This window comes from Mesorhizobium sp. M0184 (assembly GCF_040322215.1).
GTDB lineage: Bacteria > Pseudomonadota > Alphaproteobacteria > Rhizobiales > Rhizobiaceae > Mesorhizobium.
In genome coordinates this window covers 128972-143210 of sequence record NZ_JAMYSZ010000005.1, presented here as the reverse complement: position 1 = coordinate 143210, position 14239 = coordinate 128972, and the positions used below count along the sequence as shown (strand labels likewise).

Sequence of the window (14239 nt, the reverse complement as noted above, 5' to 3'; positions counted from 1 at the left end):
TGGTTCTCTCCCCCTGTTGCCGTGAACCCCGCCAATGCACGGAAGATAGTGCAGCGAAGCTCAGCGGTCCATTCGGACGAGTCAGCCGACAAGAAACAGCCGTTCGGCAGTGTAGAGCACGAGCCCGGCAAGGCCACCGATGATCATGCCGTTGAAGCGGATATATTGCAGGTCCTTGCCGATGTTCATTTCGATAAGCCTTGTCAGTTGCGCGAGGTCCCAGCGCTTGACCTGGTCGGCGATGAACTTCGACACGCCGCTCTTCTGGCTTTCGACGAAGGACGCCAGCGCCACGATGAACCCCTGGTTCATGTCGGCCCTGATCTGCGCGTCGTCGGCAAGATGGCGGCCGACCTCGACGAACATGGTGGCGAGATGGTCGCGGATCATCGAATTCGGCGCCTTGGCGTCCTGTTCGATGAACAGCCGCAGGCTGTCCCACATATCGCCGGCCAGCGCGCTGAGCTCTGGCCGGGCAAGGAAATCGCGCTTCAGCTTTTCGGCGCGCCTGGCATATTGTTTGGATGTCCTCAACCGCTTGACGAAGGTTTCGACGAAAAGGTCGAATTCGGCTCGCATCGGATGGTGCGGATCGGCCCGCACCTCATCGAGCAGCGAGTCGGCCGACGCAATGATCTTCTTCAACAGATAGGCGTCGGCGCGAAACAGGTTGAACAGCGACGGCAGTTCCTCGCGGATCTTCTCGCGCATCGTCGCCAGCGCCTGCTCGTCGCTCAGGAAGCGGCCGACCACCTTGGTGAACTCGTCGAATAATTTCTGGTGGCGGCGATCGTCAGTCAGCGCCGACAGCAGCTCGGCGGCGAGCGGCGCCAGCGGCACCTTTTCGATCTGCTCCAGCATACGGCTGGTGACGAAGCCGCGCAGTCCGGATTGCTCGACCGCCGCCAGCGTCTGCGGCACCAGCCGGCCGACGAAGCGCGACAAATCGGCGGCGCGGTTCGGGTCGGCCAGCCAGTCCGCGACCAGCGCGGAAAAATCGACCTCGGCGAGCTTTTCGCGCACCGGTTCCGGCGCCAGGAAATTCACCTCGATGAAGCGGCCGAGATTGTCGGCGATGCGATTCTGGTTTTCCGGGATGATGGCCGTATGCGGGATCGGCAGGCCAAGTGGCCGCCGAAACAGTGCCACCACCGCATACCAGTCCGCCAGGCCGCCGATCGTCGCCGCCTCGGCGAAAGCGGCGACGAAGCCCAACCACGCATGCCGGCTCTCGAGCGATTTCGCCACCGCAAAGACCAGCACGCAAAACGCAAGTGCTGCGGCGGCGACGAACTTGGTGCGCCTGAGCGCCGAAAGCTTGGCATCGGCGTCGAACCGGACGGACGCGACGGATGCAAATGCCGGGGCTGGTCGTGACATGATGGGCCGCTCCTGATCGTGTATGCGAACTTATCTAGTGTCGCCTGCCCCAGAAAGCGCGCCGCTGGTTCCGGTGCGCGCAATCGTGCACGCAAACTTGACGCCGGAATTCATCTATTATGCAGCGCCAGTCTGGAATTGTTCCAAACTATAGGCCATATTGACGCCAACCACTGTTATGTGAGGACACAATGCGGCTTACCCGTCAGACCAACTACGCCATGCGCATTCTGATGTATTGCGCCGCCAACACCGAGCGGTTGAGCCGCATCCCCGAGATCGCCGCCGCCTATTCGGTATCGGAACTTTTCCTGTTCAAGATCCTGCAGCCGCTGGTCGAAAACGGCCTGATCGAAACGGTGCGCGGCAGGAATGGCGGCGTCAGGCTCGGCCGCGCGGCCGAATCAATCAGCCTGTTCGATGTCGTACGGGTAACGGAGGAAAGCTTTGCCATGGCCGAGTGCTTCGAGAACGACGCCGCCGAATGTCCGCTGGTTGACAGCTGCGCGCTGAATTCGGCATTGCGCGAAGCGCTCAACGCCTTCTTCGCCGTGCTGTCGCGCTACACGATCGCCGATCTGGTGGCGGCGCGCCCGAATGTGCGGCACCTGCTCGGCATCGACATGCTGGTGCAAAGGGCGCCGGCCGCCTGATTTCTGGTCGCATCTCAGTTGGTGAGGTCTGTTGAGATTCAGGTCAGGCCGAGCCGGAGTCGAAGACGGGCGCGAAGCGACCAAAATGGTGGGTTCCGAGAACCGGAACGGAGCGTACGTTTGGGTACGTGAGTACCGGCCTGCGCCGGCCATAGCCTTAACTGCCGCACCTCTCATGAATGCTTCGGCCGGCGAAGGCCGGAAGCGCAGGAAACCGCCATTTGCAGGCCGGCATCACCTGAATATCAACAGACCGACTGCGGCAATACGAACGGCATGTTTGCCGCCGGCAACACGCCGACCTTCAGCCGGCAATCGAAGACCTTTTCGATCAGCTCGTCGCTGAGCACCTGTTGCGGCGAACCTGTAGCGGCGAGCCTGCCGCGATGCATGACGAAAATCCGGTCGGCATACATTGCCGTCAAATTGAGGTCGTGCAGGATGGCGAACACGCCGCCTCCGCGTCTGGCGAAATCACGCGCGATGTCCATGATGATCAGCTGGTGCTTGATGTCGAGGCTGGACACCGGCTCGTCGAGGAACAAATAGCGCGGCTTGCCGTCGAGCACCGGCGCCCACACCTGGCAGAGCACGCGGGCAAGCTGTACGCGCTGCTGTTCGCCGCCGGACAGCTCCTGGTAGAAACGGCCGGCAAAACCGTCGAGGTCGACGCGAGCCAGCGCCCGTTCGGGCAGGCGCTGGTCCTCGCCGGGCAGCGCGCCGGAACGCCCGCCGACCAGGCCTAGCCTGACGATCTCACGCACGGTGAACGGGAAGGACAGCGTCGTCGCCTGCGGCAGCACGGCGCGCAGCGTCGCCGCTTCGATCGGCTTCATCGCCGATAGATTGCGGCCGTTGACGGTGACCTCTCCCGAATAGCCAAGATCGCCGGACAGTGCTCTGAGGAAGGTCGTCTTGCCCGAACCGTTGGGGCCGACGATGGCCGCGACTTCGCCCGGCCGCGCCTCGAAATCGACGTTGGCGACGATGCGCTTGCCGCCGATCGCCACCGAGACATCGCGCGCTTTGATCATAGGCAAACTCTCACAAGTCGATGACGCCGCGCTTGCGCAGCAGGATCCACAGGAAGAACGGCGCACCGGCGACCGCGGTGACGATGCCGATCGGCAATTCGGCCGGCGCGACGATGGTGCGGGCGACGGCGTCGGCCAACAGCAGCAGCGCGGCGCCGAGCAGGGCCGATGCCGGCAGCAAATAACGGTTATCGGGGCCGATCAGCAGACGCAGCAGATGCGGCACGACGATGCCGACGAAACCGATGCCGCCGCTGACGGCGACCGACGCGCCGACCGCTGCCGAGACGCCGACAATCGCGGTGTATTTCAGCCGCTGCACCGGGATGCCGAGATGGCCGGCCGTGGCCTCGCCAAGCGCCAGCGCGTTCAGGCCGCGCACCAGGAACGGCATTGCCGCCAGCGCCAGGACGATGACAGGCCCGACGGAGCCGATCTTCTGCCAGGTTGCGCCGCCCAGCGAGCCGAGCTGCCAAAAGGTCAGGTCGCGCAATTGCCGGTCGTCGGCCATGAAGATCAGGATGCCGGTCAGCGCCATGGCGAGTGCTGCCAGCGCGATGCCGGCGAGCAGCATGGTGGCGACCGAGGTCCGGCCTTGCCGTGTCGCGACCTGATAGAGCAGCAATGTCGTCGCCAGCCCGCCGCAGAATGCAGCCAGCGGCAAAGCCATCGTGCCGAGCGCCGAAGTCAGCGGCGCCAGCATGGTCGAGCCAAGCACGATGACGGCGACCGCACCGAGGCTCGATCCGGCCGAAACGCCGATCAGGCCGGGGTCGGCCAGCGGATTGCGGAACAGCCCCTGCATGACGGCACCGGAGACGGCAAGCGATGCGCCGACCAGTACGCCCAGAATGACGCGCGGCAGACGGATGTCATGGATGATCAGATGGTCGCGGGCGCTCAATGCCGCGTCGCCGGGCAACGCGCCGAACAGCCAGTCATGCATGACGCCGATGGCCGAGGCATCGGATGCGCCGGAGGTCAGAGACAACAGCGCGGCGATAGCCAGCCCGACGCAGAGCAGCACGATGACGAGGCGGGCGCGCCGCGAACGGTCACCCTCGGCTGCCGTCGCCATGATGCCCGCCGCACCGGCGATCGAATGATCGGCCATCGCGCTCAATCCGTGACCTGGCCGCCATAGAGCGAGACGGCGAGGTCGTGGATGGCGTCGGCCGTGCGCGGGCCGAAGCCGAGCAGATAGCCGCCGTCCATGCGGATCAGCTTGCGGGCGGCACCCGCCGGCGTCGAAGCCACGGCAGGGTTCGAAAACAATTCGTCATCCGCGGTGGCCGGTCCGGCATTGTTCATCATCAGGATCACGTCGGGCCTGGCGGTGATGACGGCCTCGTCCGACAATTGCTTGTAGCCGGCAATGCCGTCGATGGCGTTGATGCCGCCCGAAAGCTTGATGATGCCGTCGGCGGCGGTGTCGCTGCCGGCGGCAAGCAGCTTGCCGCCCTGCATCGACAGCACGAACAGGATGCGCTTGCGATCCTTGATCGAGGCGGTCTGCTTTTCGGCTGCCTTCAGCTTGGCGTCGATCTGGACCGCCAGCGCATCGGCCTTGGCCTCGGTGCCGAGCGCCTTGCCGACGATGTGGATCTTATCGAGAATGCCTTGATTATCATAGCGCTCGGGCACCTCGACGAACGGGATGCTTGATTTCTTCAAGACGTCGACGGCTTCCTTCGGTCCGCTGCCGTGCAGGGCCAATATGCCCGACGGATTGACCGACAGCACACCCTCCGGCGACAGCTGGCGCATGTAGCCGACATCCGGCAGTTCCACCGCCGCTTGCGGATATCGGCTGGTCGAATCGCGTGCGACAAGGCGATCCTGTTCACCGAGCGCGTAGACGATCTCCGTGATCGAGCCGCCGATGGCCACGATCCTCGAGCGATCGGCGAAAGTCGCGATGCCCTCGGCGGCTTGAGCCGTCATCAGCGCGGCGAACGCCAGGAAAACGGCGGCCGCAGGACCAAGCGCCGACCTGGAGACCGATGCCAGCCTGGAGACAACAACCATCGTCGCTTTCCTCAGGCTGCGGTCGGGCTTGGGATACGCGGCAGGTTTTCGGCCAGAAAGCGCCAGTCTTCGCGCTCGCCTTCGCCTTCATGCCGCTTACCGAAGAACTGGATGATCATCTTGCCGTCGGCGCCATAGACTTCGAGCGACGTGACATGGCCGTCCCTGGTCGGCTTGCGCACGGCCCAGACCTCATCGATGTGGTCGGTCCGCAGGTGCAGATGGAAGGTCTCGTCGAGCACGTTGAGCCATGGTCCCATCGGCTTGATCGAGGCGACGGGGCCGGAATGGATCTGGATGCAGCCGCGATTGCCGACAAAGCACATGATCGGCATGGCGCCGGCAGCGGCGTGGTTGAACATGGCGTTCACTGCATCCTTGTCGACCAGCCAGGCGTAGTCCTGGCCGACCATGCGCACCGCCTGTCGGCGGCTGATCTTCAGTGTCTTCAGCATGCCGAAGAACTGGTGCACGTCGGTCAGCTGGCTCCAGCGGTCGCGCAGATCGTCGATGCTCGCCGGGTTGTCCGCAGTCTCGGTCTCATCGGTGGTGCCCGCTGAAATCGCCACCGTCGGCTCCTGGTTCGGCGATTCCAGCCCGGCCACCAGTTTCTGATAGGCGTAAAGGTTGGAGGCTGGCCTGAGATGCACCTTGTGTACCGCCTCGCCTGCGGTATCGAAGAACTGCAGGCTGCGGCGGATGTCGGCGCCGTCGCGCTTTTCCACGGCAAAGCCGTGCGCCCAGACTTTTGGGAAAATACGCAGGTCGATATTCTCGCCGAGCACCATGGCATTGTGATTGCCGGTGACGACCTTGTCGTAGACGCCGATCTTCTCGTGCACCGCGCTTTCGTTGCGGGTCAGCGCCATCACCTCACCGACAGCTTCGAGGCCAGTCAAAAGGTCGTTGACACGCGGCTCGACGCGCACGACCCCGTCGCCGCAATGCGCGGCGACCAGTTCGGCCTCCGAAATCCCGAGCTGGGCGGCTTGGTCGCGCTCGCGCATTTTCGGATTGTCTGCCCGTGCCCGCCGGATCTCGTGCGGGGCGGGTTTTACGCGCTGGTCCATTTCTGCCACCTACTTGTTGAGGATGAGCTTGCCCTGCCGGGTGATCTTCAGCCGGTACAGCGCACCATGATGCTCGATGCCGATCTCGTGCTCGCCCTGGAACAGCGTGTTGCTGGACAGCGTTCTCACGGCCGATTGGACCCTGTCGAAACGGGCGGAATTTTCGTCGGAACGGCGGACGCGATAGCGAAAGTCGCTGGGATTGTGTGTGTTCATTGGTTCGATCCCTTTCCTAGGCCGCGCATCTGGCTCGGCGCCTGCGTGAAATGCCGATTCAATTCTTGACTCGAATGATCATGTTATCTAGCAGTGCAATACCGGAGTAAATGAGTCAACATTTAAGACGCCGGACACGGTGAAAAATGCCAGCGAGCCCCAAGCCAGCCAGCATCGAACATGGATTCTTGGAGCTGCAGCATGGGGTTGGCGAATTGGGGACGGCTGGCGGGCAGCGGCCTGACACACTGTTCTATGACAAGCAAAATGGCCGCGTTGCTGGCCGGCACGGCGGCGATCCCGCTGCTCGCCACACCGGCCGGCGCCCAGCAGGCCGCCCAACCGGCAGCCCACCAGCAGCAGACTGACCCGTCTCAACAGCCCGAAAACGTAAAGCCGGCCCCTACCACACTGCTCGACAAGATCCTGATCCTCAGCCGTACCGGCGAGACGGCGATCGAGTCGCTTGCTTCAGCCAGCCATGTCGACGAGGAACAGCTCGAGCGCCGCATGGCGACGACGCCCAACGAAATGCTGTTCGGTGTGCCGGGTGTCGCCGTCCAGGCCGACGCAAGGCGTGTCAGTTCCAGCATCAACATCCGCGGCCTGCAGGATTTCGGCCGCGTCTCCGTCATTGTCGACGGCGCCCGCCAGAATTTCCAGCGCTCGGATCATGGCACGCAATCGACCTTCTACATCGATCCCGAATTGATCAAATCCGTCGATGTGATCCGCGGCCCGGTCGCCAACACCTATGGCTCCGGGGCGATCGGCGGCGTCGTATTTTTCGACACCAAGGATGCGCAGGATTTCCTCAAGCCGGACGAGACCTGGGCGGCATCCGCGACCGGGCGCTACGAAACCAACGGCGAAGGCTGGACCACCAGCGCCACCGGCGCCTATCGGATCAACGAGAACTGGGACGTGCTCGGCAATATCGTCTACCGCGACTATGACGACTACAAGCATGGCGGCGGCGACACTGTAGTGGGCACCGGCTTCGACGTCTTGAGCGGCCTCCTCAAGACGACCATCCGCCCCAGCGAAAACAGCGAGCTGAAGCTGGGCTGGATCGGCTCGAACGACGGATGGACCGAGACCAGCGGCAGCGCGCCGGTGAACGACGCCGACCTGAAGGCGAATACCTTCACGGCCCGCTACAACATCACCGACGAAGACAAGAGCTGGCTCGACCTCCACATTAATGCCTCTTACAACAAGACCAAGCTCGATCTGACGACCCTTGTCGCGCAAAACCGGTTTGATCCGGTCACCGGTCTGCCCGTGGTTTTGCCGGCGGGTTCGAAATCGACGTTCGACATCGGCACCTCCGGCATCGACATTTGGAACACGTCGAGATTCGAGACCGTTGGAATCGCGCATGAGCTGACCTATGGCGGCGACTGGATCGGCGACGATGTCGAGACAGGCGGCGCGGCGGGCGGCGACAGTTTCTACACGCCATCGGGCAACAGGAACGTCTCCGGCGCCTACGTCCAGGAGAAGCTCACCTGGGACTGGCTCGAGGTCATCGCCGGGCTGCGTTATGACAGCTACAAGCTCGACAGCGATGTCGGCGAAACCTCTGGCAACCGGCTGTCGCCACGCATCACAGTGGGCGTTTCGCCCTTCGAAACCACCGGCCTTTCCGGGCTGCAATTCTACGGCACCTATGCGGAGGGCTACCGTTCTCCGTCGCTGTCGGAGACGCTGATCAGCGGCAATCATCCGTCAGGCGTCAGCTTCCCGTTTCTCCCCAATCCGAATTTGAAGCCTGAAATCGGCAAGACCGTGGAGTTTGGCGTCAATTACAGCACCAATGGCGTCATCGAGGCTGATGACGCGCTGCGGCTGAAGGCGGCCTATTTCAACAACAACGTCGACGATTACATCGACGGCGTGACGTTGTCGCCGTTCGACCCGACCAGCGGCTGCCCATTCGGCCCGGGCATCCCGATCTGCTTCCAGTATCAAAATTTCGCCAAGGCCAGGATCCACGGCTTCGAGATGGAGGGCGTCTATGACGCCGCCTGGGGCTTTGCCGGGCTGTCGGCGTCGGTCACCGACGGCCACACGATTTCCTATGAAGGCGAACGGGCGGACCTTGTCACCGTCCCCTCCTCACAGATCACCGGGCAACTCGGCTTTCGCTTCCTCGAGGACAGGCTGACCATCGGCGGCGAGGTGCAATACAACGGCAAGCCGCAGGGCAACCCGGTGGCCAGCGACTACACGCTGGTCAATGCCTTCGCCAGCTACCAGGCGACCGACAATTTCAAGGTCGATTTCCGCGCCGACAATCTGTTCGACGTCAAATACGCCAACCCGCTGAACGCATCGACGACGAGCGTCGTCTACGAGCCCGGCGTCACCCTGAAGCTGGCGGCGACGATGAGGTTTGGAGGCTGACGACAATGACAGGCATCACGGCATCCCTTCGTCTGTTCGCCGCGGCGCTGGCAATGTCGCTTGTTGCGGCTCCGGCGTGGACACAACAGCAAGCACCGGCGCTGATCCTCGAGCTGAACGGCGCGCAGCCCTCCGACAAGGGCTGCCGCCTGACCTTCGTCGTCACCAACAATCTCGGCGCCGGTCTTTCCAAGGCGGCGTTCGAGATCGCGCTGTTCAACGAGGCCGGCGTCGCCGACCGGCTGACCGTGCTCGACTTCAAGGATCTGCCGGCAGGCAAGACCAAGGTGACGCGTTTCGATCTTGCCGGCACGGATTGCGGCAAGGTCAGCCGCGTGTTGATCAACAGCGCCACGGAATGCGCCGGCGCCGAGCCGAATGCCTGCATGCGCGGGCTGAAGACGCAGACCAGGACCGGCATCGCCTTCGGGGTCTGAATTTTGGGACCGGAACCCGCATTCGCACGAAACCCCGTCGCGTGGCCATTGGCCGGTTTCCTGCCGCCGGAACCGGACGATCCGGATTTCGCCATCCCGCGCGGGGCGCTGCTTGTTTCGCCGCGCGACAGGCCGGAAGACACTTACATCGCCGCTGCCGACGGCGAATTGCCGACGGTGCCTGCGGAGCCATTGCGGCAGACGCGACAGATGCAGCGGCGCCGCAACTGGACGGTGGCGATCGCCTGCTCTTGCGCATTCCACGTAGCCGTGGCGCTGGCCTTTCTCACGCTGCCGGACGACCGGCCAAGGATCGAAGGTGCCGACCAGCAAGGCGAAATGCTGCTCGGCGCCGACCCGCAGCAGGCGGCCGGCGATGTCGGAGACGATCCGGAAGTGGCCAACGTGACGATGGTGACCATGCTGGACGCCAAGCCCGTCGAAACGGTCGAGGCGCAGGCGGCCGCGGCAGAGGAGACGCTCCAGCCGGTCACCGATGCGGCGGAGACATCGGACAAAGAAGTGGTTGAGCCGGTCAACGAGGCCGCCACGGAAACTGCTGCGCCTGCCGATCGCACCGAACCAGCACCTGCGCAGCCGGCGCGCCAGGACCCATCGCCCGACGTTCTTGCGACCGACAGACTGGTGTCTGCCGACGATAATGCCGTGCCGCCGCCAGTCAGTGCGGTCGAAACGGCCGAGCCTGCCGAGACGAGTTCGCCGGCACCAACCGACCCGGCGCCGGCCGAAACGGTTCAGACAGCCGAGACAGTCGGCGCGGCGGAAGAACCGAAGCCGGACAGGCCGGAGCCCAGGCAGCCGAAGAAGGCAACCGCAAAGAACAAGCCGGCCAGGAAGGTCGAACCAAACGAGCCTGAAAAGCCGGCCCTGCGCAGGAAGGCGAGCAAGGCACTTGCGAAAGCCGATTCCAAGAAGAAAAAGACCGGCTCCGGCGGCCGTGACGAAACGGATGTCGCGCGCGGCATGGCCGACGGCAAGAAGGACGGCAAGATCCTGACCGCCAGCAGGGGCGGCAAATCAGGCATCGGCAATGCAGCCGTCACGAACTATCCCGGCAAGATCAGGTCAAAACTGGTGCGGGCCTTCAATTCGACACGCACGCGCGCCACCGGCACAGCAACCGTTGCCTTTACCGTCGGCTCGAACGGCAGCGTCCGGTCGGCCAGGCTGACGGGCAGTTCGGGTGTTGCCGCGCTGGACAAAGCCGCGCTCGACGCAGTCCGCCGGGCTTCTCCGTTTCCTCCCATTCCGGAAGGAGCCGGTCGCTCGGCTTGGCAGTTCGAAGTGCCGCTCGGTATCAGGTAACGATCGTCCTCATGCGGATACCAAAGTCGGCGCCGCCCCTGCCCCGCGATACGCGAACCCTGGCGAAACCTACGCAGCGGCCAGCAGGCTGGCATTGCCGCCCGCCGCAGTGGTGTCGACGCAGACGGCGCGCTCATGCGCGTAGGCGGCGGGATAATACACTTCGCTGACCAGCGGCACGATCGGCCCGGCGCGGTCGGCGATGACCTTGCGCACGACGCGCGCCGCCTCGGGCGTGCCGGAAAAGGCGACCACGTCGACGCGCAGCGAGCGCGCTTCGACCGGGTCCGGCCGGCCGTCGATGGCCGCGAGCGGCAGGCCCTTGCCGGTCAATGATGAAAGTGCCGCCGGCGCGCCGGGCGCGACGGCGAGCACGGCATTGCCCGCGGCCAGCGCCTGGATGGCCTGGGCAAGCAGCGTGTCGGCGTCGGGACCGAGGCACAGCACGCGTCCACGCGGCGACAGCGACAGCGTGTTGGCCTCGCCGGTCGGCCCGGGCAGGTCGACCTGGCCGAAATCGATGCCGGCGGCAGTGCCGATAGCCGCGGCACCCTTGCCGCGCAGATGTTTCCTCAGGATGGCGACGCGATCCGGCCGCGTCGACCAGCCGCCAAAGGCCGGGTCCGGCAGATTGTCGGCGAGCTCGGTCGCCGTCACCTTGCGGCCTTCGGCAAGATGGGTGCCGGCTTCCGGCCCCTTGCGGAAGCGCCGGAGATAATGTGGGCCGCCGGCCTTCGGCCCGGTGCCGGAAAAGCCCTCGCCGCCGAACGGCTGCGCGCCGACGACGGCGCCGATCTGGTTGCGGTTGACGTAGATGTTGCCGGCATGGATGCCATCGACGAAATGCTGGGCGCGGCCTTCGATGCGGGTGTGCAGGCCAAAGGTCAGGCCATAGCCTTTGCGGTTGATCGCAGCGATCACCGCATCGATCTCGTCGGCATCGAAGGTGGCGACATGCAGCACCGGCCCGAACACCTCGCGCTCCAACTCCTCGATGCCCTTGACCCGAAAGACGTGCGGCGCAACGAAGCGGCCGTCCTTCGGCGCTTCGAGCTTGGCGATCAGCCGGCCCTGCAGGCCCATTTTGGTGCAATAGTCACAGATCGACGCTTGCGCCTCGTCATCGATGACCGGGCCGACATCGGTCGATATCCGCCACGGGTCGCCGAGGCTGAGCGCTTCCATCGCGCCTTTCAGCATCTCAAGCATCTTCTTTTCGACGTCCTTCTGCACGTAGAGAATGCGCAATGCCGAGCAGCGCTGGCCGGCGCTCTGGAAGGCGGAGGCGAGGATGTCGCGCACCGCCTGTTCGGGAAGTGCGGTGGAATCGACGATCATGGCGTTGAGGCCGCCGGTCTCGGCAATCAGCATGGCGTCAGGCGCGGCGGTGTCGGCGAGCTGCTTTTCGATCAGCTTGGCGACCTCGGTCGAGCCGGTGAAGCAGACGCCGGCAATGCGCGGATCGGCGGTCAGCGGGCCGCCGACCGAGGGGCCGTCGCCGGGCAGAAGCTGGATGATGTCTTCCGGCACGCCGGCCTCGCGCAGCAGCTGGACAGCGCGGAAGGCGATCAGCGGCGTCTGTTCGGCCGGCTTGGCGATCACCGAATTGCCGGTGACGAGTGCCGCCGCGATCTGCCCGGTGAAGATGGCGAGCGGAAAATTCCACGGCGAGATGCAGGCGATGGCGCCGCGCGCCTCGGTGCCCGCCTCGGCATTGGCGGCCTCGGCCGCATAGTAGCGCAGGAAATCGACCGCCTCGCGCACCTCGGCAACGCCGTCGGCGAGCGACTTGCCGGCCTCGCGGGCGGCCAGCGCAAAGAACTCGACGGCGTTCGCCTCATAGAGATCGGCCGCCCGGTTGAGGATGGCGGCACGCTCGGCGACCGGGCGTCTTGCCCATGCCGGTTGTGCCTCCACCGCGATGCGCACGGCGGTCTCGACCTGCTTGGCGCCGGCCTCGCTGACCGTGCCGACCACTTCCGAAGGTTTCGCAGGATTGACCACCGGACGCTGCTTGCCATAGCCGGCAGCGCGGCTGACCGGCTTGGCGTGCCAGCGCTCCGGCCCGGCGAACTCGGCCCTGGCCTTGTCGATCGCCGCCAGCGTCGACGTGTCGGTGATATCGAAGCCCTTGGAATTGCGCCGGCCGGGGCCAAAGATCGCCGACGGCGGCATGATCGCCGGATTGGCGGCGGGGCCTTGTTTCTCCACCGTGTCGAGCGGGTCGCGGGCGATGTCCTCGGGCTCGACCTCCTCGTCGGTGAGCTGGTGGACGAAGGAGGAATTGGCGCCGTTTTCCAGCAGCCGGCGGACCAGATAGGCGAGCAGGTCGGAATGCGCGCCGACCGGCGCATAGATGCGGCAGCGCGTGCCTTCGGTCCGCCGCACCGTCTCATGCAGCGCCTCGCCCATGCCATGCAGCCGCTGGAACTCGAATGTATCGCGCTCCGTCGTCATCGACAGAATGGCGGCGACGGTATGGGCGTTGTGGGTGGCGAATTGCGGATAGATGCGGTCGGTCATCGACAACAGCTTCTTCGCGCAGGCCAGGTAGGACACGTCGGTGTTGGCCTTGCGGGTAAAGACTGGGTAGCCGTCGAGCCCGAGCGTCTGCGCCCGCTTGATCTCGGTGTCCCAATAGGCGCCCTTGACCAGCCGCACCATGATGTTGCGGTCGTATTTCCTCGCCAGTTCGTAGAGCCAGTCGATGACGAAGGCGGCGCGCGGGCCATAGGCCTGCACGACGACGCCAAAACCGTTCCAGCCGGCAAGCTCCGGTTCGGCCAGCACCCGCTCGATCACGTCGAGCGACAAATCGAGGCGGTCGGCTTCCTCGGCGTCGATGTTGAGCCCCATGCGCGAATGGCGCGCCGCCAGCGCCAGCGACAACAGCCGCTCGGCCATGACCGGCAGCATTTTCTCCTTCTGCGTCGCTTCATAGCGCGGATGCAACGCCGAAAGCTTGACCGAAATGCCGTGGTTCTGGCGGATGTCGGGGCCATTGGCGCCGGCATCGAGCGAAGAGATGGCGTCGGCATAGGCCTTGAGGTAGCGCAGCGCATCGGCCTCGGTGCGGGCCGCTTCGCCTAGCATGTCGAAGGAATAGAGATAGCCCTTCTGCGTCATCGGCCGGCCGCGCCTGACCGCCTCGGCAATGGTGCGGCCGAGCACGAACTGCTCGCCCATCTCGCGCATCGCCGCCGCAACCGCCTTGCGGATGACCGGCTCGCCGAGCCGGCGCACCATGGCGCGCAGCGTGCCTTCGATGCCGCCCTCGCCTTCGTCGAGCACGCGGCCGGTCAGCATCAGCGCCCAGGTCGACGCATTGATGAAGATCGAGCTCGAGCCGCCCGAATGCGCCGACCAGTCGTGCGGCGCGATCTTGTCGGCGATGAGGTCGTCCATCGTCTCGGTGTCGGGCACCCGCAACAGCGCTTCGGCCAGGCACATCAGCGCCACGCCCTCCTTGGTCGAGAGGCCGTAGGCGGACAGGAACACCTCCATCAGCCGCGGATCGGACGAGCCGCGCACCGCGCGCACCAGATCGGCGGCACGGGCCGAAATCGCTTTGCGGTCTTGCGCGGACAGCCCGGCCGCCTCGGCCAGCCGCTTCACCGCCTGGTCTTCGTCGGGCAAATAATTGGCACGGATTTGCTGGCGGATGGTGTCGAGCGCTGGCATGGCGG

11 protein-coding genes are annotated in these 14239 nt (G+C 64.9%); 4 read left to right on the top strand and 7 right to left on the bottom strand.

Annotated features, from left to right (window positions below):
- Positions 1-81 precede the first annotated feature (81 nt).
- The gene (locus tag NKJ23_RS08970) at positions 82-1380 is read right to left on the bottom strand and encodes a DUF445 domain-containing protein (protein WP_352680056.1); all 1299 of its coding nucleotides are present in this window, start codon (positions 1378-1380) and stop codon (positions 82-84) included.
- Positions 1381-1571: 191 nt separating this feature from the next.
- On the opposite strand from NKJ23_RS08970, the gene rirA reads away from it, so the two are divergent.
- A complete protein-coding gene (gene rirA, locus NKJ23_RS08965) occupies positions 1572-2033 on the top strand; it encodes an iron-responsive transcriptional regulator RirA (RefSeq protein WP_023676431.1) in 462 nt (153 codons plus the stop codon).
- 245 nt (positions 2034-2278) lie between these two features.
- On the opposite strand, the gene NKJ23_RS08960 is transcribed toward rirA, so the two are convergent.
- The 5 genes from NKJ23_RS08960 to hemP are packed head-to-tail and all read right to left on the bottom strand — an operon-like array spanning position 2279 to position 6381.
- Entirely contained in the window at positions 2279-3067 is a 789-nt protein-coding gene (locus NKJ23_RS08960) for a heme ABC transporter ATP-binding protein (protein ID WP_352680055.1), read from the bottom strand.
- A 10-nt stretch (positions 3068-3077) separates the two neighbouring features.
- Positions 3078-4181 (bottom strand): FecCD family ABC transporter permease, encoded by a 1104-nt coding sequence (locus NKJ23_RS08955; RefSeq protein WP_352680053.1) that lies wholly within the window; start codon positions 4179-4181, stop codon positions 3078-3080.
- Between the two features lie 5 nt (positions 4182-4186).
- On the bottom strand, positions 4187-5095 hold the full coding sequence (locus NKJ23_RS08950) for a heme/hemin ABC transporter substrate-binding protein (protein WP_352680051.1): 909 nt from the start codon (positions 5093-5095) through the stop codon (positions 4187-4189).
- A gap of 11 nt (positions 5096-5106) precedes the next feature.
- On the bottom strand, positions 5107-6165 hold the full coding sequence (locus NKJ23_RS08945; RefSeq protein WP_352680049.1) for a hemin-degrading factor: 1059 nt from the start codon (positions 6163-6165) through the stop codon (positions 5107-5109).
- 9 nt (positions 6166-6174) lie between these two features.
- A complete protein-coding gene (gene hemP, locus NKJ23_RS08940; RefSeq protein WP_352568899.1) occupies positions 6175-6381 on the bottom strand; it encodes a hemin uptake protein HemP in 207 nt (68 codons plus the stop codon).
- A gap of 201 nt (positions 6382-6582) precedes the next feature.
- On the opposite strand from hemP, the gene NKJ23_RS08935 reads away from it, so the two are divergent.
- Genes NKJ23_RS08935 through NKJ23_RS08925 form a run of 3 tightly spaced genes read left to right on the top strand, consistent with a single transcriptional unit; the run spans position 6583 to position 10553 of the window.
- Positions 6583-8790, top strand: a complete 2208-nt coding sequence (locus tag NKJ23_RS08935) for a TonB-dependent hemoglobin/transferrin/lactoferrin family receptor (RefSeq protein WP_502902513.1) — start codon at positions 6583-6585, stop codon at positions 8788-8790.
- Between the two features lie 5 nt (positions 8791-8795).
- Positions 8796-9227 carry a hypothetical protein gene (locus NKJ23_RS08930; protein ID WP_352680045.1) on the top strand — a complete coding sequence of 144 codons (432 nt, stop codon included), beginning with the start codon at positions 8796-8798 and terminating at the stop codon, positions 9225-9227.
- A gap of 48 nt (positions 9228-9275) precedes the next feature.
- On the top strand, positions 9276-10553 hold the full coding sequence (locus NKJ23_RS08925) for a TonB family protein (protein WP_352680044.1): 1278 nt from the start codon (positions 9276-9278) through the stop codon (positions 10551-10553).
- Positions 10554-10622: 69 nt separating this feature from the next.
- On the opposite strand, the gene putA is transcribed toward NKJ23_RS08925, so the two are convergent.
- Positions 10623-14234, bottom strand: a complete 3612-nt coding sequence (putA, locus tag NKJ23_RS08920; protein WP_352680042.1) for a bifunctional proline dehydrogenase/L-glutamate gamma-semialdehyde dehydrogenase PutA — start codon at positions 14232-14234, stop codon at positions 10623-10625.
- Between the last annotated feature and the right edge of the window lie 5 nt (positions 14235-14239).